Source organism: Acinetobacter sp. TAC-1 (genome assembly GCF_029025845.1).
GTDB lineage: Bacteria > Pseudomonadota > Gammaproteobacteria > Pseudomonadales > Moraxellaceae > Acinetobacter > Acinetobacter guillouiae.
In genome coordinates this window covers 2,546,434-2,563,215 of the sequence record NZ_CP118892.1, presented here as the reverse complement: position 1 = coordinate 2,563,215, position 16,782 = coordinate 2,546,434, and the positions used below count along the sequence as shown (strand labels likewise).

The window sequence follows — 16,782 nt, the reverse complement described above, 5'->3', positions numbered from 1 at the left end:
TTAGATTAAAACTGTTTCTCTATTGTCGATAAACTGCCGTAGTCATTGATTAAATAAAGCTGTACGGACTTAGCGTCTGATAAATTTTCGACATCAATTTGTTGTTTTGAAAACGGTTCTATAAAGCTTAGATTTTTAATTTCGCTTGGCGTACCATTTTTTAAAACCAGATTCGATTTACCAAAATTTAAGTAATAAGGTGTTGGATTATTGATTTGTAGTTGGCTGTTTACACGCTGTACTTCAACTTTTTGAAACGCTTGTTGCTGTTCCATTTTGATGCCAGTTGGTCGGTAAAACAGTTTTAAGCGATTACGTATCGCAAATTGTAAATAATTTGCTTCAGCTGTTGGCTTGGCAGGGATATCAAGCACGTTAAGCCAAAATAATGTTTCTCGATCAGTAGCAAGCTTTTGTTTTTGATTGAAAATGACACGTAAAGATTGTCCTTTCGCTGCTTCAATCGTCGTTATCGGAGGGGTAACAATAAATGGGGCTTGGGTTGTGGTTGGATCTGCAATAATGTCTTTACTGTCCACCCATGATTGTACTAATGCAATTTGATCACCTACATTGGTTAATTGCACAGATACAAATTCTTTATCACTTGGGTAAATTACACGGGTACCTGTAATCACAATACCAGCATGCGCGGATGTGATCAAAGTACTGAGCATTAACAAGCTAGAAATAAAAAATGGTTTTTTCATTGAAAGACCCTTGGGGAGATGCAAGTCTGGCTAAGATGTGACAATTAACCAGACCTGTTTAAAAAACTTACAGACCCAAATGTTTAATTATTGATATACAACATAGTAAGTTGCAGTCGTGCTTACATCACCAGCAGTTGTTGCACCTGTTGCATAGTAACGCGCATAAAAATCAAGATTTGCAGAACCGTTTGCAGTTGCAACATTTGAAGTCACAATGTTTTGACCTGTACGATCTTTAGTTAGGTCAATCACTGCTTTTGCAGAGTTTAATAATTGAATATTTACGTTTGTTGCACCGCCAGTGGTTACGGTGTTGTTTAGACGACCTGCAGTATTAATATTTGCATTGGTGTTGTCATAATAAACACCCACATTACCTACAGGGCATGCTGTTAAATTAATCGTAAATTTAGTGTCGCCATTTGTTGTCGCCGCTGTCGCTAAAGTTGATTTACCTACAGTCGGTAAAACAACAGTGTAGTTACCAGCAGTACCACCAACTGTACAGGTTTGATCAACGATTTTACCTGTAACTGTTACTGTACCATCAGCAGCCGCAAAAACTGTTGAAGATGCTAAACCTAAGCCAATGATCGCTAAACCCAATTGAATATTTTTCATAGAATTTCTCTCAATACTGCGTTGATTTGCCCTTTACTGGTACTTTCCTAATAAAGGGGAAGTGTTTAGGAGCTAAACAATAAGGGCTACTATAAATTTTTCCTAAATAAAAACAATGAAAAAAAGAGACAAATATCACATTATTTTTATCTTATAAGCACAATATAATGTTATTTGTTTTAGATTTGTTTTTTATTATTTAAATACAAGAGTATATTTATAATTAACATATTTATTTAATTAAAGGAAAATTTGGTTCTGTTTACCAAAAAGTGACAAAAAATGTCACTTTTTGTGAATAACGTCATATTATAGCAAATTATTTTGATCTGCTTATATTAAGCGTGAGTATGTTTTTAAGATTTTCTAAAATAATTTATTATCGTGGTTAATTAAATATTGGATTTTATTTTAATACGCTGCACTGTAATTGATCATTTTCATCAAAAAATTTTATAAGATTGAATTTAAAGGATTTTTCTTTAATATTTATTTAGCTTATTTGTAAATTATTTTTAAATGCTTAAATCAACATAAAATCGCGTTCATCCTAGATTGCTTTTAAAAACAGAAGGTGTTTTTAATGCACTTTTGCTTCACTTAATATGATTACTTTTTTTATTTATCAAAAAGATTGATTGTTTAGTTATGATGTAATGTTTGTTTAGTTATAAAGAATATATTTGGAAATAGCGCAGATAGATTTATTAAAAATATAAATTCTAGAGTAAACATGGATGCAATGAATGAGAAAAATATAATTTTAATTTAATATTTTTTAAGTTTTTATAGGTTTTTAAATATATGAAAAAGAATTTATCTGTTGTAAGCATAAAGAATGATAAATAGAAGACTATGTTTTGATTTTTTTATTTGTTGGAGTGAGTGACGTGTTTCACAATGATCAAATATAAAATGAATTTTAAGCGCTTTAAGATTGATTGATTAAGTATCCATAAAAAATAAGCATAGAGATTAAAACATTATCTTTAATCAATAATTAAGCATGCGTAGTCACTTGCATTGTGCTGTTGAAAAAAAGCGCTTTGATTGTTGTAAAACGCTTTTTGTACGCTTTAACAATTCTATTGGGCTAACCAGAAAAATTCAGCAAAGCGGAATATTGTGGTGACCAGCATTGCTATTACGATCGTCGTGATAAGTGAGTGGTTTTTCCAAATCAGAAATAATCCTACCAATACCCCCATGATTTTGCCTAAGTCTGCCCAATCCGCACCTTCAAAAAAAGTGCTGAGAATCGCAATAGAAAACAGTAAAGTTGTTGCGGCATCATTAAAAAGTTGCTCACGTTGTTGAGTGATCGTAAAATATTGGCCGAGTGAAAGTCCCGCATATCGGATCAGATAAGTCCCCATCGCCAGCAGCATGATCCCGATCAAAATGATAAATTGCTGATGCATGTTATTTTCTTCCTACAAGCAAGCCAAATAATGACATAAGTATCGGAATCCCTAAGGGTAGAAATGGAAAAGTAGCGAGGCTGATGACTGCACCAGTCATTGCCGATTTTCGAGCAGATTTTCTTTTTAATGCTTTAAAGGTAAGCGCAAACAGTACGACAGGAAAAATCGTATCGATACCCAGTAATTTTGCATAAGCTAAATGACTTCCCAATATATAACCGCTTAAAACGCCTATCGGCCAAGCAAATAAAATTCCGACACCGCACAGCCAATAAGCACTCAGTTTTAGCTCATTTGAAGATTGGCTTAAACCAAATAAAACACTTTCATCATTCATAATATGTGTAGCAAAATATTTTAATTTATTTTTTTCTATAAAATGGGTAATCGCTAAACCAAAAGGCAGATGTCGTAAATTAATCAGTAATCCGACAATCGCAGCTGTAATCGGACTGCTTCCAGCAGCAATCATGCCAATGAAAGTAAACTCGGCAGCACCAGCCAAGACACAGATTGAAAGTAGTAAAGGTATCCAGATCGGCAGTTGATAATTGACTGCAAGCGTACCTAATGAAATCCCGATCAGTGCGGTTGCGATACAGAGAATCACGATTGATTTTATCAGGGGCTTGGGTAAATTTTTTATTTCTTTATACTTCATTGAGATGAGCCTTGCTTGGGGTAATAAGATCGTTCGATAAAATGAACGATCATTTGTTATAATAGTTTTATTATTGTTGTTCGTCAAACCGAACGATCGTCTTTTTTGGAAGGATAATGTCTATACCAATTGAAATCATTGCAAATAATCTGCAAAAAGAAAGAAAAAGTGCTGCATTATCTTTGGGAGAAGTTGCTCGACGTGCAGGCATTGCGAAGTCCACACTTTCGCAACTTGAATCTGGGCAGGGCAATCCGAGTCTCGAAACTTTATGGGCACTTTGCGTGGCTTTAAATATTCCTTTTGCCAAACTTATGGAAGCACAAGCTCAAGCTACACAAGTGATTCGTTATGGCGAGGGCGCTTCAGTTGTTTCTGAAATATCAAATTATCAGGCTGTTTTGTTGGCAACATGCCCACCCAATGCACGACGAGACGTGTATATCCTTACAACCCAACCGGGTGAGCCGCGTTGCAGTAAACCGCATCCTATTGGCAGTGTGGAGCATATTATTATTATGCAGGGCTCTGCCAAAGTCGGTTTATTAGACAGTGCTGAGTTACTTCAAGCAGGGGACTATATTTCCTATCCAGCAGATCAAGCGCATATTTTTGAAGCACTGGAGCAAGACACACGTGCAATTTTGATTTCAGAGCAGAGATAAATCATAAGCAAGATGTAAGAATAGTTGATTGTTTTGTGATGAAGTCGATTTTCTGGCTTTGTACATGGCGTGAATCACTTTATAATGAGCGCAAATTTATGTGATGGAACTGAGATTCGTGAGTATTATTGTTGCCTTAGATGCAAAAAGCCAATATGACGCCCTAGCAATTGCTGATCAGCTTGACCCATCACTATGTCGTTTAAAAGTCGGTAAAGAACTATTTACCCATGAAGGGCCTCTGGTTGTGAAAGCACTACATGATAAGGGCTTTGAAGTATTCCTCGATTTAAAATTTCATGATATTCCGAACACAACTGCGCAGGCAGTTTGTGCTGCGGCCGATTTGGGCGTATGGATGGTCAATGTCCATGCCTCAGGTGGGCGTAGAATGATGGAAACTTGTGTAGAACGCTTAAAAGCAGGTAACTATAAAACCCAATTGATTGCGGTTACTGTACTTACTTCAATGGAACGTGAAGACTTGTGTGATATTGGTTTAGACATAGAGCCATTTGAACAAGTGAAACGTCTGGCTAAATTGACTCAACAGAGTGGTTTGGATGGCGTGGTATGCTCGGCTCAGGAAGCCAAGATGTTACGTCAAGATTTGGGTGCTGAATTTGCTTTGGTAACACCAGGGATTCGTCCAGCTGGTGCAAATGCGGATGATCAAAAGCGTATTGTAACGCCTAAGCAAGCAATGCTTGATGGTTCTACACATTTAGTGATTGGTCGTCCAATTACTCAATCTGAACATCCAAGTAAAACCCTGCAAGATATTTTAGCGACCCTATAAAAATAAACCCTCTTTTTCAGTTGATCAAGAGGGTGATTTCTTTGATTTATATAATAAAAATTGCTGTGTATACACTGTAGTGTGCCTGCGCTACTAGATCTTTTTTTCAGAAGTTTAAAAAACTTTTTATTCCAGTGATTCTATTGATCAGTATTACTATCTCGTCAGATAAAGTACGATGGATGCCACATTCAGCACTTAATTTTAAAGTGCAGCCAGAACACTTACCGCAATTGGCGCCAATACCGACAGAACAAAACCACTGACCATTGCATGTGGAATATAATCATTGCCGCAAGCTTGTTTCACCATAGGTAAGGTGACATCCATTGCGGTTGCACCAGCAGAAGAAATTGCTGAACGTGGATAACGCCATCCAATCATATACATAAATAAAATGGCAAAAATCTCCCTAAATAAATCGTTCATTAACGCAATACTTCCCAGATGGGCATTCTTTAATTCAGTCACCACAATCCCTGTCATCGAATAGAAGCCGTAACCTTGCGATAGCATGATTAAATCTTTCATACTGATGTCTTGAATCAGGAAAAATGCCGCAACAGCACCCAATAGTGAGCCAATCACGCAGGCAATCGGTACCAGCATAATTTTCCAGTTTAACCAAGAACGATCCAGTGGCGAGTAAGCCAGATCCAAGCCGATCAGTAACATGTAAACTAAAAGTAAATTCCATGTGCTGACATGCAGTGGAACATGGAAAAGGTGGGCCAACTCTGCTAAGCCATAACCTACAGCCAGTGCAATAAATGCATAGCTGATGTTGAGTAATGAACCCATCAATAATTCAGCAGAAACTTTACCTTGTGATGGTTTGTAGCCAATCGCTGTAAATACCAGATAACAACAAAAAAATGCACCCATTGATGTGGTGAATGCAATTGTGATTGAACTGGTGAGAATCTGTGCAGGGCTGGCAATATTATGAATTGTTTGAGAAAACTCCATTGCAATCGCAATTAAAAGAATATAGGTAAAATAAGGCAGTATTTTAAAAGCTATTTTTTCAATGGATTGTGGAATTCTGCGGGCTAAAATAAACCCTAAACATAAACAAAATAAAAGTTGGAAAATAAGCCAAAGTGATTGCATGAAAAAATAGATAGGCAATGGATACCTATCTATTATAGTCGAAGCGCAGAAAAGCGGTTGAAAATTTATAGAAGAATATCAAGCAAGTTTATGCAGCTTTTGACTTTTGCTTGGCACTTTGCTCACGGCCTAATAAGCGAAAATCTGCTGGGTTTACTTTGCGGGTGTTGAGCCAAAATTTCCAGGTATAGGTTGGCCATAATGCAAAGTTTTTACCGCCATCTTGTTGGTACCAACTGACACAGCCTGATTGCCATACCGTGCCTGCAAGCTGTTGCTGTACATCTTCATTAAATTGATCTTGTACTTCAGCTTTTACCGCTACCGCTTGCGTCTGTGTTTTTGCAACCATTTGAATCAATTGCAAAATATAATTCACTTGAGATTCAATCATGAAAATTACAGAGTTATGACCCAGTACGGTATTTGGACCAAGCAATTGAAATAGATTAGGAAAGCCTTTGGTGCTGATCCCATAAAAACTTTCTGCACCGTCTTTCCATGCGGTTTTTAATTCAACGCCGTGTTCACCATAGCAATCGAATGATTTTAAATAGATGCGTGGGTCTGTAATAAAACCAGTACCATAAATTAAACAATCAATTTGACGTTCTTTGCCATCCTTAGTGATGATGCTATTTTCTGTAATTTCCTGAATTCCATCGGTGATTAATTCGACATTTTTACGATTAAATGTTGGAAAGTATTTGTTGGAAATCAGAATACGCTTACAGCCCATAATATAGTCAGGGGTCAGTTTTTTGGCGATTTCTTTGTCTTTGACTTGGAATTTTATATAAGCTTCAGCAAGTTTCTGACCATATTTCATGATTTGTGGTTTTACAATGGGGACGACACGTGATTCATTTGACCAGTACAAACGAGCACGGTGTAATTTTCTAAACCATTCAAAGCGACTAAATAGTTTTTTATCAAGTGCATTATAGGCGCGTTCATCACGAGGAATCACCCAAGCAGGGGTTCTTTGAAATACATAAAGATTTTGAACTTTTGCAGCAATTTCAGGAATATATTGAATTGCACTACCACCAGTACCAATGGATGCTACATTTTTTTGATTTAAATTATAGTCATGCTTCCAGTGTGATGAATGGAAAACTTCACCTTTGAATTTTTCAACCCCTTTAATTTTAGGAATCTGTGGTACATGCAATGGCCCTGATGCAAAAATAACAAATTGAGCCTCAATTTTTTGTCCACTTTTTAGTGTTAAATGCCAATTGAAATTGTGCTCATCATAACGTGTAGACACCACTTCTTGATTAAATTGGATGTATTTCTTTAAATTGAATTGCTGAATTAAATCTTGAATATAGTCAAAAATCTCAGGCGCTTCGGCATAACGTTTTGACCAATCTGTTTTTGGTGCAAAGGAAAGCGAGTACATATGTGATTGAACATCACAAGCCGCACCTGGGTACTGGTTCTCACGCCATGTACCACCAACATTATCTGCTTTTTCTAAAATGATAAAATCATGAATATTGGCTTGCAATAGGCGGATTGCCATGGCTAAACCACCAAATCCAGATCCAATAATTGCAACTTGCGTTGATTGGGTTTTTGCTTCAGTCGTAGGGGCTGTACTCATTTTTGTTCGCTCTGACTTTTCCAGTTTTGCATAGAATATCGGAAATGCAACGCTTGAAATATGATTGCACTGACACAAAAATTGATATATTCGGCAATTTGCAAAAAACCATCTTTGTAGTACAAAGTTTGGGTAGAAATCAAATGATGATCCAATGAAACGCTCGATTCTCGGTTTAATGTATTTAATTCATGGTATGCGTAATGCTGGAATCGATGTAGATTCACGACTTGCAAGTATTGGGATCAAAGCAGATGCACTCGATCCTAGTTCAATCATTCATCCCAGTTTAGAGTGGGATATACAAAAAGTGATTGGGCAGGGTGTACAGCCAGAAACAGGCTTGTTTATCGGTCAGCATTATTCTTTGGCGGGATATGGCCCGTTACTCATGCTCTTGGTGACATGTAGTAATGTTGGTGATGCGATTCAAAATGGTGTGCATTATCAGGGTTTAACTTATTTATACGGTGTCTTAGGGCTTGAGAAAGGCGATCATCAAGTCGCATTAACCTACAAGCCTGTAGATTTAGAAACAGAAATGGGTTTGTTGAGAGCGCAATGTGAAATCTCTGGAACTTATAAATTTCTGGATGATATTTATAAAATGATGGGACTTACAGCGCCCAGCGTGAGAATCGAGTTACCCTTTCAGCAGCCTCAGGATTTAAGTGTATTAAAGCAATATCATGATTATTACGGTTCAGATTTACATTTTAATTGTGAAAAAGCCGCTTTTTGGATCAATGAAGATGTGATGCAACTGCCGATTCCATCCGCAGATCCAATTACACATCGGGTTTACGAAGCCAAGTGTATTGCTGAAATCGAGCGATTGAATGCCGAAGAACAGAAAATTGCGCCGTTGATTCAACGGGTAAATGATTATTTGGAATTACAGCAAGGGATTATTCCTTCGATGGCCGAAGTGGCTCAGGCGTTGAATGTGCCTGAAAGAACCTTACGCCATCAGTTGCAGCAATTAAATACCAGCTATAAACAAATTCGGGAACAGCTGATTAAGCACAAAGCTTTGCGCTTGATTGAATATAAGGAATATTCAATTGAGGTGATTGCGGAATTACTCGGCTACTCAGAACCCGCTGCATTTAATCATGCTTTTAAACGTTGGTTTGGGCAAAGCCCGCGTCAATATGGTAAATAAACAGGTAGTGCTGATATGAGATATAGAGTTAGAATTATCCCAAAGTTTTATTTATCAAAAATGAATATTCGATATACTTCCTTTAGCCTTTAAAAGTAACAAAATGATATGTTAGATCAGAATACAACTTCAACAGCATTTACTCCCGTATCACCCGCTGAGCGTTATGCAAAAGCATTGTCATCTGGACAGTTTTTACCAGATGATGCTCAGGCTCAAGCAGTACATGAGTTGGAGCGGGTATGGCAAGAATTGATCAATCGTTATAAAGCATCAAAAAAAGCTTTTCGTCGTTTCCGCCGTCAAACTGCACCGAGAGGTGTATATATGTGGGGCGGTGTAGGGCGTGGAAAGACATGGCTCATGGATCAATTTTACGATTCGATTCCTTTTCGCCGTAAAACCCGTATGCATTTCCATCACTTTATGCAATTTGTGCATAAAGAGTTAAACAAGCTTTCTGGACAGCGTAATCCTTTAGATATCGTTGCAGATCAAATTTATAAAGAAGCTGTGGTGATTTGTTTTGATGAGTTCTTTGTATCAAATGTAACTGATGCAATGATTCTCAGTGATTTATTCCAAAAATTATTTACCCGTGGCATTACCTTGATTGCCACATCCAATATTGCCCCAGATGGTTTATATAAAAATGGAATCCATCGTGATCGTTTTATTCCAACGATTGAAATGGTAAAAAAACATTGTGTGGTATTGAATGTTGATGCGGGTGTTGACTATCGTTTACGGGTATTAAAACAAGCGCAATTGTTTAAATCGCCACTGACAGATGACAATAAAGTCTGGATGGCAAAGCGTTTTAATGCATTAACCACATCGCAGACAGTGTCAGAAGAACCAATTACGATTAATAACCGTGTTGTTGAAACTTTAGGCCATACAGAAGATGTATTGTGGTGTGAGTTTAGAGAACTCTGTATGAAACCGCGTAGCCCATCGGACTTTATTGAAATTGCCAATATTTATAATACTGTTTTAGTGAGTAATGTTCCGCACTTAACTGATTTGTTGTCAGAAGGTACACGTCGTTTTATTTATCTGGTAGATGAGTTTTATGACCGTGGCGTAAAACTGCTACTGACATCTCAAGACTCGATTATTGAGATTTATGACGGAGAGAAGCTGGCTTTCGAAATTGAACGTACACGCTCTCGTTTACTCGAAATGCAATCAGATGAATATTTGCAGTCAGAGCATCGTTTGATTAAAGGCAATAGTGAGTTAGAAGTAGAATAATCATTCTTAGAAAGATGTAAAAAAGCGATCCTATCATTGATAAGATCGCTTTTTTATGGGTGGTACTGTCATCAGTATGCATTTTGCAAGGATTGTCTGAGCAATCTATTTAAGGAGTCTCAGCCAATATTAGATATATGCGATAAGATTAAAATGATCCCACAAAGCTATTTAAGTTGTATTCGTCTGATGACTAAAAACAATTAACCCACCTGAATTTCAGTATTTGGATGACGAACACGACTTTTATTCGGTGTAGCAATCAAATAAGCCAGTGTTAGTGGTCCTAAGCGTCCAGCAAACATTAGACAAATTAAAGCAATTTGGCTGCCAGCATGTAAATTTTCAGTGATTCCGCGTGATAAGCCGACAGTACAAGCTGCAGAAACGGCTTCAAATAATAAGTCTAAAAACTTTTTATCAGGCTCAAGGATCAGTAGAGTAAAAAAGCCAATCAGGATCAGCAGTGAAGTAATTGAAATGACCGCCATTGCCTTAAAGGTGGCCTGATGAGAAACAGAATGCCCAAAAATGGTAATTTCATCTGAACGTTTTAAGAAGGTAATGACACTTAAAATCATAATAATAAATGTGCCGACTTTAATTCCACCAGCAGTACTTAAAGAACCACCACCAATAAACATCAATACCATGGTAATTAAGGTTGATGCATTGGTCATGCTGCTGACTTCCAAGCTGTTAAAACCTGATGAACGAGGTACGGTAGCATGGAACCACGCGTTTAAAGCTTGATCACCAACAGACATTGGAGCCAGTGTTAAAGGATTGGACGCTTCTATTGCCCAAATAACAATAAAGGCAAAAAGGTTTAAGCCCGCAATCGTAGACAGAATTAACTTACTATTGGTAGAGAGTTTCTTCCAACGCTTGGCTCTTTTAATATCCATCAACACAACAAAACCAATCCCACCGATGATATACAGCATACTGATGGTAAATGTCACCATATACTGGTCAGAGAAACTCATTAAGCTATTGGGAAATAATGAAAATCCACCATTGTTAAACGCAGAAATACTATAAAACAGTGCGTAGAAAAATGCATGTTCAAGGTCGTAGTGATGTGACCAAGCCATGGTTAGAATCCCTGTACCAATCGCTTCAAAGAACAATGAGTAAAGAAAAACCCCTTTTACTGTAAAGGTTGCTTTGGCTAAACTGGTTTGACCAATGGTTTCCTGTGCCATAACTTGCTGCCGAATACCAACTTTTGAGGAAAGACTCAAAGCAGCTAAGATTGCAAACGTCATAAAACCTAAGCCGCCGCATTGGATCAGGATCATCACCACAACTTGACCAAAAGTGGTTAAGGAGTCGCCAATATTGACGACAGACAGCCCAGTAATGGTTACAGCAGACGTGGCAGTAAACAGGGCCTCTAGCCATGTCAAATTGCCTTGATTAGCAAAAGGAAGTTTAAGAAGCAATGTTCCGATGATAATAAAGCTTAAAAAACCTAAAGCAAGTAAGCTCGGTGGACTGAGATTAATACTGTTGTGTTTTTTGTTGATTAGTTCTTTTTTAGATAAACGCATAGTTATAACTATAAGAAACGAATCGAAAATTGTCTTAACATTTCTACAGGTCCTTCAAGGATTAAAATATCCTTTTCCTGTAAAATCGTCCCCGGTGCAATATCATACAGTACATGTGAACCGCGTTGTAATAACAAGGTTGTAATTTCGGGGGTATTTTCCATGACCGTTTGAAATTGCGCGCCTTGTAAATTTGCACCTATTTCAATTTTGACGATATAGCGATCATTATTTAATGCCATATAACGTCTCACCATTGGATAACTGAGTGATTGCGCAACACGAATCCCCATGTCTTCTTCAGGGTGAATGATTTTTGTAATGCCTAAATGAGACAAAATCATATGATGTGATTTAGATTTGGCTTTTACAAAGATTTTTTCGATACCCAAATTTTTTAAATGCAATACGCATAGAATACTGGCTTCAATATCTTCACCAATGGCAACCACCACGGCATCACAATTTTTGATATTCAGTTCATCTAACACATGTTCATCGGTAGCATCTGCAATAACTGCATGACTGATTTTATCGGCAATGTTTTCTACATTTTTCTTTAATGTATCAATACCTATTACATCGTGATTTAAGTTGGTGAGTTCTAGTGCAACTGCTTCACCAAAACTGCCTAAACCGATGACAGCGAATTGCGCCATTCTACAAAGTCCTTATCCCGACACTGATTTTGTGTTGGTATGATCATATTCAATTTTTATATATTTTATCTTTAAAGTATTGCAACGCCAATCTACAAACTGAGAATAAAAAGCGATAAATGTAAATAAAACCAGATTTATGTCATAAAAACTTAAAATTGATCCGATATCATTGCTTTGAAATTTAAAAATGCAAAGCCAAGATTGAGCTTTCGATCCAAGAATAAAAAATGGATGATAAAAAAATGGATGATAAGAAAATTTTTAAAATTCTCCAACATTGGTTCCCAGCGTTGGAGCAAAGAGATATTCCCAAAAAGAAACATCGTAAACGTTTTGTCGAGTTCCTCAATTGGATCGAAGCTGAAAAGTTTGGTGGGCGATTTCGTGGATATTTAATGAAAATTGACCGTATGCAATTTCATGAAAATGAGATTGAGCGTTGTGCGATTTTTCATGAATATGCAGTCGATAGCTTGGGAATTCAAACTCAAATTCGCGAAAGAGTGAAGCCTTTATTTGATCATTATGAAGTACACAAAGATGTTATTGGGCGCTATTATAATGTTCAAGATCAGGTTTATGATGTTGTATTCGAGGAAATATTAAAACAAGCCAGACAACATGATCATGAACTGTTGCTGATTTATGCTGAAGATTATTATTGGTTGATCGTACCAAATCATGAATATAAAATTGAAAAGTTCTGCAAGTGTTTTAACAAACAATTTCATGATGAAGATGTCAGTATAGAACATTACGCATTATTTGATTGTTCAAGATCGACTTAGTTTTTTGCGATTAATTCAACATATTGATAATAAAATAGAGAGATATCCATGTCACAGAAAATATATTCATTACTTCAACATTTAATTCCCGAGCTAAATGCACAACAAATTCCTCAAGACATTGAATTTTATAGTTTTAGTGAATGGATCAATCAACAGCATGATTTCTTGCATTATATTGAATTAAAAGAATATTATGACAATGGAATTGAAAACGATTTCTACTTTAACCAGCACAATATTGATGCTGAGCAATTGCAAAATGAAATCGAAGTCGCAATAGCTGAAGTATTTGATCAGTACGATGAAGATGATGATGTTTCATTAGGTGATCAAATGGACGCAATGCAACAAACAGAAGAAATCATTTTTGATCAAATTAAACTGGTTGCAAATCAGTATCAGCTTTCTTTATTGATTATATATCGTGAAAATCCGTATTGGATGCTTGTGCCCACACAAGATGAGCAACAATTAAATCAGATTGTGGATGCTTTTAATGACGCATTTAATGATGATGGTGATTTAAATATGGCGGTTTATTAAGTTAACTTTTTCGAATTGTTCTGATTTTATAAAAAATAGCCCATAAAAAAATTTATAGGCTATTTCTATTTTGAAGCTATTTCTATTTTAAGAAACGTTGATAACCTAAGTTATTGGTAATTTCTTGATATGGGTAATTGATATTTTCCAACGTCTCAATCAGTCCATCTGGATTCTGTACCGCATCTTCTGCATCCAAGCCAACCAAAACACGTCCTTCTGCTGCACCGTGATTACGATAATGGAATAGGCTAATGTTATGGGTTGGACCAAGACGCTCTAAGAATGTTAATAAAGCACCTGGGCGTTCTGGAAACTCAACACGGAACAAACGTTCATTGGCAATATCGGCATGACCACCAATCAAATAACGGATATGCAATTTTGCAACTTCATCATCCGATAAATCATCGACATCATAATGTAATTTCATTGCTTCATAGATGTCATGGCGTTCTTTTTCACCAGCCTTTAAGCTAATACCGACAAAGACTTGAGCAGCAGATGCATCACTGGCACGGTAGTTAAATTCCGTAATATTACGCCCTTGCAAAGCACGACAGAAATTCAGGAAAGAACCTTTTTCTTCTGGAATGGTCACTGCAAAAATGGCTTCTTTACGTTCACCAAGTTCGGTACGCTCAGCAATATAACGTAAACGATCAAAATTCATGTTGGCGCCGCAAACAATCGACACCATATTTTTGCCTTCAAGACCATGTGCCGCAACGTATTTTTTGATACCTGCGAGCGCCATAGCACCTGATGGTTCAACAATACTACGACATTCATCATAAGTGTCTTTAATTGCCGTACAGATTTCATCTGTATTGACCAGTACCACATCACGTTCAACAATTGGACCTGAGTTATCAGATTTTTGTAGTTGAATGACTTCAAATGGCTTTTCACCGATTTGAGCAACGGCTGTACCATCTGCAAATAAGCCTACAGAAGGGAGTACTACACGTTGATTGGCTTCAAATGCTGCTTTTAAACATGCAGATTCATCATATTCGACAGGAATAACTTTGACATGCGGGGCAACATCACCAAGATATGCTGCTACACCAGCAATTAAACCACCACCGCCCACAGCAACAAATACATATTCAACATCACGCCATTGACGCAATATTTCATTGGCAATTGTACCTTGGCCGGCCATAACCAGTTCATCGTCATAAGGCGGAATAAAGGTTAAACCTTCGTCATTTGCACGTTGAATGGCATATTTGTTAGCAACATCAAATGAGTCGCCGTGAAGCACAACATCACCACCCAAACGCTTTACTGCTTGAACTTTAATGTCAGGGGTGGTTTTCGGCATCACAATAATGGCGCGAATACCTAACTTTTGACCAGATAAAGCCACGCCCTGAGCATGGTTACCTGCTGAAGCAGTAATAACGCCACGTTCCAACTGAGATTTCGGTAATTGACTAATACGGTTATACGCACCGCGTAGTTTGAAGGAAAAGACAGGTTGTAAATCTTCGCGTTTAAAGCGAATGTTATTGTTTAGTTTTTCACTAATTCGTGGCGCTGCTTCGAGTGGGGTTTCGATTGCAACGTCATACACCGTTGCCTGTAATATTTGTCGAACCAAACGAGACAGCATGTTAATTTTCCATCTAACAGTTTAAAATGAGCGCTCATTGTAACAAACCGTTGTACCTTTGCGTTTTTAAATTATGCAAAATGTGCAGGAAATTGAAATTTTATTGAGAGATGTCATGAGCCTTTATGCAACCCAGGACGAGAAAAAACAAGCTGCAGCCCAAGCCGCTTTAAAACACTTACCAAGAGGGGGCATTTTGGGAGTCGGTACTGGTAGTACAGTGAACTTCTTAATTGAATTATTACCTCAGTTACAACTTGAAGCAGCCGTAGCCAGTTCAGAAGCAACAGCTCAACGTCTTAAGAAATTAGGCATTGAAGTGGTTGATATGAACCATGTTGGTGGTTTAGATGCTTATGTAGATGGTGCTGATGAAATTGATCGTCATTTACATATGATTAAAGGCGGTGGTGCTGCACTCACGCGTGAAAAAATCGTGGCATCTATTGCGAAAAAATTTGTATGTATTGTTGATGACTCGAAATGGGTCGATCAATTAGGCCGTGAATTTCCATTGCCTATCGAAGTGATTCCTATGGCACGTTCAGCAGTTGCGCGTAAAATCGTATCTTTAGGCGGTGACCCAGTTTATCGTGAAGGTGTAGTAACGGATAATGGTAATGTCATTCTAGATGTGTATAACTTAAATATTTTGAATGCATTAGAGGTCGAAAAAACCATTAACGATATTCCTGGTGTGGTGTGTAATGGTATTTTTGCGATCAATAAAGCTGATGTCGCTGTAGTCGCCACCAATGATGGTATTGAAGAGCGTACCGCAGGATAAGAAAAAATTTCCCCTAACTTCTGCTTGAGTAAAGACGAGTTTTACTACCTCCCTTTTTAAAGTAAGCGTTGGGGGAGATTCTAAAAATAAGCGTATTAAGATGGCAAATCTTCCTGAAATAAAAATCACACATCATGCACGGGCAACACGCTTGCGTTTACGTGTTGAACCCACGCAGATTCGCCTAACTGTGCCCAAATATTGTACCCAACGTCAGATTCAGCATTTTTTACACGAGTCTGAACAATGGATGATTGAGACATGGCATAAACAGCAGGAAAAAATACAGCAAGTTGATCAGATATTACCGACAAGCTTGCAACTGTTTAATTTAAAACAGCCCTTAGAAATTATTTATAAAACTCAGAAAAATAGCTATATTTTAGATGAGCAAAAGCATCAGTTATTTATCAGCGAGCGTCAGCCTGAAAGCTACTTAAAAGCTTTTGTGATTGCTTATGCAAAGCATTATTTACCAATCTATTTAAAGCAAGTCAGTGATGAAACCCGTTTAAAGTTTGGACAGTGTGCTGTTCGACACCCGAAAACGCGTTGGGGAAGTTGTACAGCCCATCATGATATTATGCTCAATAGTGCCTTGGTTTTATGTGATCAACAAATTACCCGTTATGTCTGTGTACATGAATTGGCACATACCAAACATTTTGATCATAGCGCTGCTTTTTGGTCTGAAGTTGAAAAGCATGATCAACACTATCAGCAGCATCGTAAAGTTTTAAAAAGTAGTGTAATGCCTTGGTAGTGGGCCTAATAAAATAAGTAAATTTCTAG

17 protein-coding genes are annotated in these 16,782 nt (G+C 37.3%); 8 read left to right on the top strand and 9 right to left on the bottom strand.

Annotated features, from left to right (window positions below):
* Window positions 1-5 precede the first annotated feature (5 nt).
* The 4 genes from PYV58_RS12045 to PYV58_RS12030 form a co-directional block, all read right to left on the bottom strand.
* Entirely contained in the window at window positions 6-710 is a 705-nt protein-coding gene (locus tag PYV58_RS12045; protein ID WP_004821261.1) for a molecular chaperone, read from the bottom strand.
* An 87-nt stretch (window positions 711-797) separates the two neighbouring features.
* On the bottom strand, window positions 798-1,334 hold the full coding sequence (locus PYV58_RS12040; protein WP_004821263.1) for a fimbrial protein: 537 nt from the start codon (window positions 1,332-1,334) through the stop codon (window positions 798-800).
* Between the two features lie 1,085 nt (window positions 1,335-2,419).
* Window positions 2,420-2,755 (bottom strand): AzlD domain-containing protein, encoded by a 336-nt coding sequence (locus PYV58_RS12035; protein ID WP_034610229.1) that lies wholly within the window; start codon window positions 2,753-2,755, stop codon window positions 2,420-2,422.
* Between the two features lies 1 nt (window position 2,756).
* Window positions 2,757-3,419 (bottom strand): AzlC family ABC transporter permease, encoded by a 663-nt coding sequence (locus tag PYV58_RS12030; RefSeq protein WP_034610231.1) that lies wholly within the window; start codon window positions 3,417-3,419, stop codon window positions 2,757-2,759.
* Between the two features lie 116 nt (window positions 3,420-3,535).
* On the opposite strand from PYV58_RS12030, the gene PYV58_RS12025 reads away from it, so the two are divergent.
* Both PYV58_RS12025 and pyrF read left to right on the top strand, forming a co-directional pair.
* Window positions 3,536-4,084 carry an XRE family transcriptional regulator gene (locus PYV58_RS12025; RefSeq protein WP_034610234.1) on the top strand — a complete coding sequence of 183 codons (549 nt, stop codon included), beginning with the start codon at window positions 3,536-3,538 and terminating at the stop codon, window positions 4,082-4,084.
* Window positions 4,085-4,187: 103 nt separating this feature from the next.
* Window positions 4,188-4,883 (top strand): orotidine-5'-phosphate decarboxylase, encoded by a 696-nt coding sequence (pyrF, locus tag PYV58_RS12020; RefSeq protein WP_171077742.1) that lies wholly within the window; start codon window positions 4,188-4,190, stop codon window positions 4,881-4,883.
* Between the two features lie 204 nt (window positions 4,884-5,087).
* Here the strand turns inward: pyrF and PYV58_RS12015 are convergent, their stop codons facing one another.
* On the bottom strand, window positions 5,088-5,996 hold the full coding sequence (locus PYV58_RS12015) for a lysine exporter LysO family protein (protein WP_034610237.1): 909 nt from the start codon (window positions 5,994-5,996) through the stop codon (window positions 5,088-5,090).
* An 88-nt stretch (window positions 5,997-6,084) separates the two neighbouring features.
* Complete coding sequence (locus PYV58_RS12010; RefSeq protein ID WP_004821277.1) at window positions 6,085-7,608, bottom strand: NAD(P)/FAD-dependent oxidoreductase; 1,524 nt, start codon at window positions 7,606-7,608, stop codon at window positions 6,085-6,087.
* 154 nt (window positions 7,609-7,762) lie between these two features.
* Here PYV58_RS12010 and PYV58_RS12005 point away from each other — a divergent pair, with 154 nt between their 5' ends.
* Both PYV58_RS12005 and zapE read left to right on the top strand, forming a co-directional pair.
* On the top strand, window positions 7,763-8,773 hold the full coding sequence (locus PYV58_RS12005) for an AraC family transcriptional regulator (protein WP_004720772.1): 1,011 nt from the start codon (window positions 7,763-7,765) through the stop codon (window positions 8,771-8,773).
* A gap of 108 nt (window positions 8,774-8,881) precedes the next feature.
* Window positions 8,882-10,030, top strand: a complete 1,149-nt coding sequence (gene zapE, locus PYV58_RS12000) for a cell division protein ZapE (RefSeq protein WP_004720770.1) — start codon at window positions 8,882-8,884, stop codon at window positions 10,028-10,030.
* 203 nt (window positions 10,031-10,233) lie between these two features.
* Here the strand turns inward: zapE and PYV58_RS11995 are convergent, their stop codons facing one another.
* Both PYV58_RS11995 and PYV58_RS11990 read right to left on the bottom strand, forming a co-directional pair.
* Window positions 10,234-11,586 carry a potassium transporter TrkG gene (locus PYV58_RS11995; RefSeq protein ID WP_004720769.1) on the bottom strand — a complete coding sequence of 451 codons (1,353 nt, stop codon included), beginning with the start codon at window positions 11,584-11,586 and terminating at the stop codon, window positions 10,234-10,236.
* Between the two features lie 8 nt (window positions 11,587-11,594).
* Window positions 11,595-12,245, bottom strand: coding sequence for a TrkA family potassium uptake protein (locus tag PYV58_RS11990; RefSeq protein ID WP_004821282.1), 651 nt, complete (start codon window positions 12,243-12,245; stop codon window positions 11,595-11,597).
* Between the two features lie 245 nt (window positions 12,246-12,490).
* Here PYV58_RS11990 and PYV58_RS11985 point away from each other — a divergent pair, with 245 nt between their 5' ends.
* Window positions 12,491-13,036 carry a hypothetical protein gene (locus tag PYV58_RS11985; protein ID WP_004821284.1) on the top strand — a complete coding sequence of 182 codons (546 nt, stop codon included), beginning with the start codon at window positions 12,491-12,493 and terminating at the stop codon, window positions 13,034-13,036.
* A gap of 48 nt (window positions 13,037-13,084) precedes the next feature.
* Window positions 13,085-13,582 (top strand): hypothetical protein, encoded by a 498-nt coding sequence (locus PYV58_RS11980; RefSeq protein WP_034610241.1) that lies wholly within the window; start codon window positions 13,085-13,087, stop codon window positions 13,580-13,582.
* 82 nt (window positions 13,583-13,664) lie between these two features.
* On the opposite strand, the gene ilvA is transcribed toward PYV58_RS11980, so the two are convergent.
* Complete coding sequence (ilvA, locus tag PYV58_RS11975) at window positions 13,665-15,203, bottom strand: threonine ammonia-lyase, biosynthetic (RefSeq protein WP_034610244.1); 1,539 nt, start codon at window positions 15,201-15,203, stop codon at window positions 13,665-13,667.
* A gap of 115 nt (window positions 15,204-15,318) precedes the next feature.
* Here ilvA and rpiA point away from each other — a divergent pair, with 115 nt between their 5' ends.
* Both rpiA and PYV58_RS11965 read left to right on the top strand, forming a co-directional pair.
* Window positions 15,319-15,990, top strand: a complete 672-nt coding sequence (rpiA, locus tag PYV58_RS11970) for a ribose-5-phosphate isomerase RpiA (protein ID WP_034610544.1) — start codon at window positions 15,319-15,321, stop codon at window positions 15,988-15,990.
* A 100-nt stretch (window positions 15,991-16,090) separates the two neighbouring features.
* Window positions 16,091-16,753, top strand: a complete 663-nt coding sequence (locus tag PYV58_RS11965) for a YgjP-like metallopeptidase domain-containing protein (RefSeq protein WP_034610247.1) — start codon at window positions 16,091-16,093, stop codon at window positions 16,751-16,753.
* Window positions 16,754-16,782: the final 29 nt, after the last annotated feature.

Excerpts from the sequence above, each read along its gene's own strand:
- PYV58_RS12045 (WP_004821261.1), bottom strand. The coding sequence starts at position 710 with ATGAAAAAACCATTTTTTATTTCTAGCTTGTTAATGCTCAGTACTTTG.
- PYV58_RS12040 (WP_004821263.1), bottom strand. The coding sequence starts at position 1,334 with ATGAAAAATATTCAATTGGGTTTAGCGATCATTGGCTTAGGTTTAGCA.
- PYV58_RS12035 (WP_034610229.1), bottom strand. The coding sequence starts at position 2,755 with ATGCATCAGCAATTTATCATTTTGATCGGGATCATGCTGCTGGCGATG.
- PYV58_RS12030 (WP_034610231.1), bottom strand. The coding sequence starts at position 3,419 with ATGAAGTATAAAGAAATAAAAAATTTACCCAAGCCCCTGATAAAATCA.
- PYV58_RS12025 (WP_034610234.1), top strand. The coding sequence starts at position 3,536 with ATGTCTATACCAATTGAAATCATTGCAAATAATCTGCAAAAAGAAAGA.
- pyrF (WP_171077742.1), top strand. The coding sequence starts at position 4,188 with ATGGAACTGAGATTCGTGAGTATTATTGTTGCCTTAGATGCAAAAAGC.
- PYV58_RS12015 (WP_034610237.1), bottom strand. The coding sequence starts at position 5,996 with ATGCAATCACTTTGGCTTATTTTCCAACTTTTATTTTGTTTATGTTTA.
- PYV58_RS12010 (WP_004821277.1), bottom strand. The coding sequence starts at position 7,608 with ATGAGTACAGCCCCTACGACTGAAGCAAAAACCCAATCAACGCAAGTT.
- PYV58_RS12005 (WP_004720772.1), top strand. The coding sequence starts at position 7,763 with ATGAAACGCTCGATTCTCGGTTTAATGTATTTAATTCATGGTATGCGT.
- zapE (WP_004720770.1), top strand. The coding sequence starts at position 8,882 with ATGTTAGATCAGAATACAACTTCAACAGCATTTACTCCCGTATCACCC.
- PYV58_RS11995 (WP_004720769.1), bottom strand. The coding sequence starts at position 11,586 with ATGCGTTTATCTAAAAAAGAACTAATCAACAAAAAACACAACAGTATT.
- PYV58_RS11990 (WP_004821282.1), bottom strand. The coding sequence starts at position 12,245 with ATGGCGCAATTCGCTGTCATCGGTTTAGGCAGTTTTGGTGAAGCAGTT.
- PYV58_RS11985 (WP_004821284.1), top strand. The coding sequence starts at position 12,491 with ATGGATGATAAGAAAATTTTTAAAATTCTCCAACATTGGTTCCCAGCG.
- PYV58_RS11980 (WP_034610241.1), top strand. The coding sequence starts at position 13,085 with ATGTCACAGAAAATATATTCATTACTTCAACATTTAATTCCCGAGCTA.
- ilvA (WP_034610244.1), bottom strand. The coding sequence starts at position 15,203 with ATGCTGTCTCGTTTGGTTCGACAAATATTACAGGCAACGGTGTATGAC.
- rpiA (WP_034610544.1), top strand. The coding sequence starts at position 15,319 with ATGAGCCTTTATGCAACCCAGGACGAGAAAAAACAAGCTGCAGCCCAA.
- PYV58_RS11965 (WP_034610247.1), top strand. The coding sequence starts at position 16,091 with ATGGCAAATCTTCCTGAAATAAAAATCACACATCATGCACGGGCAACA.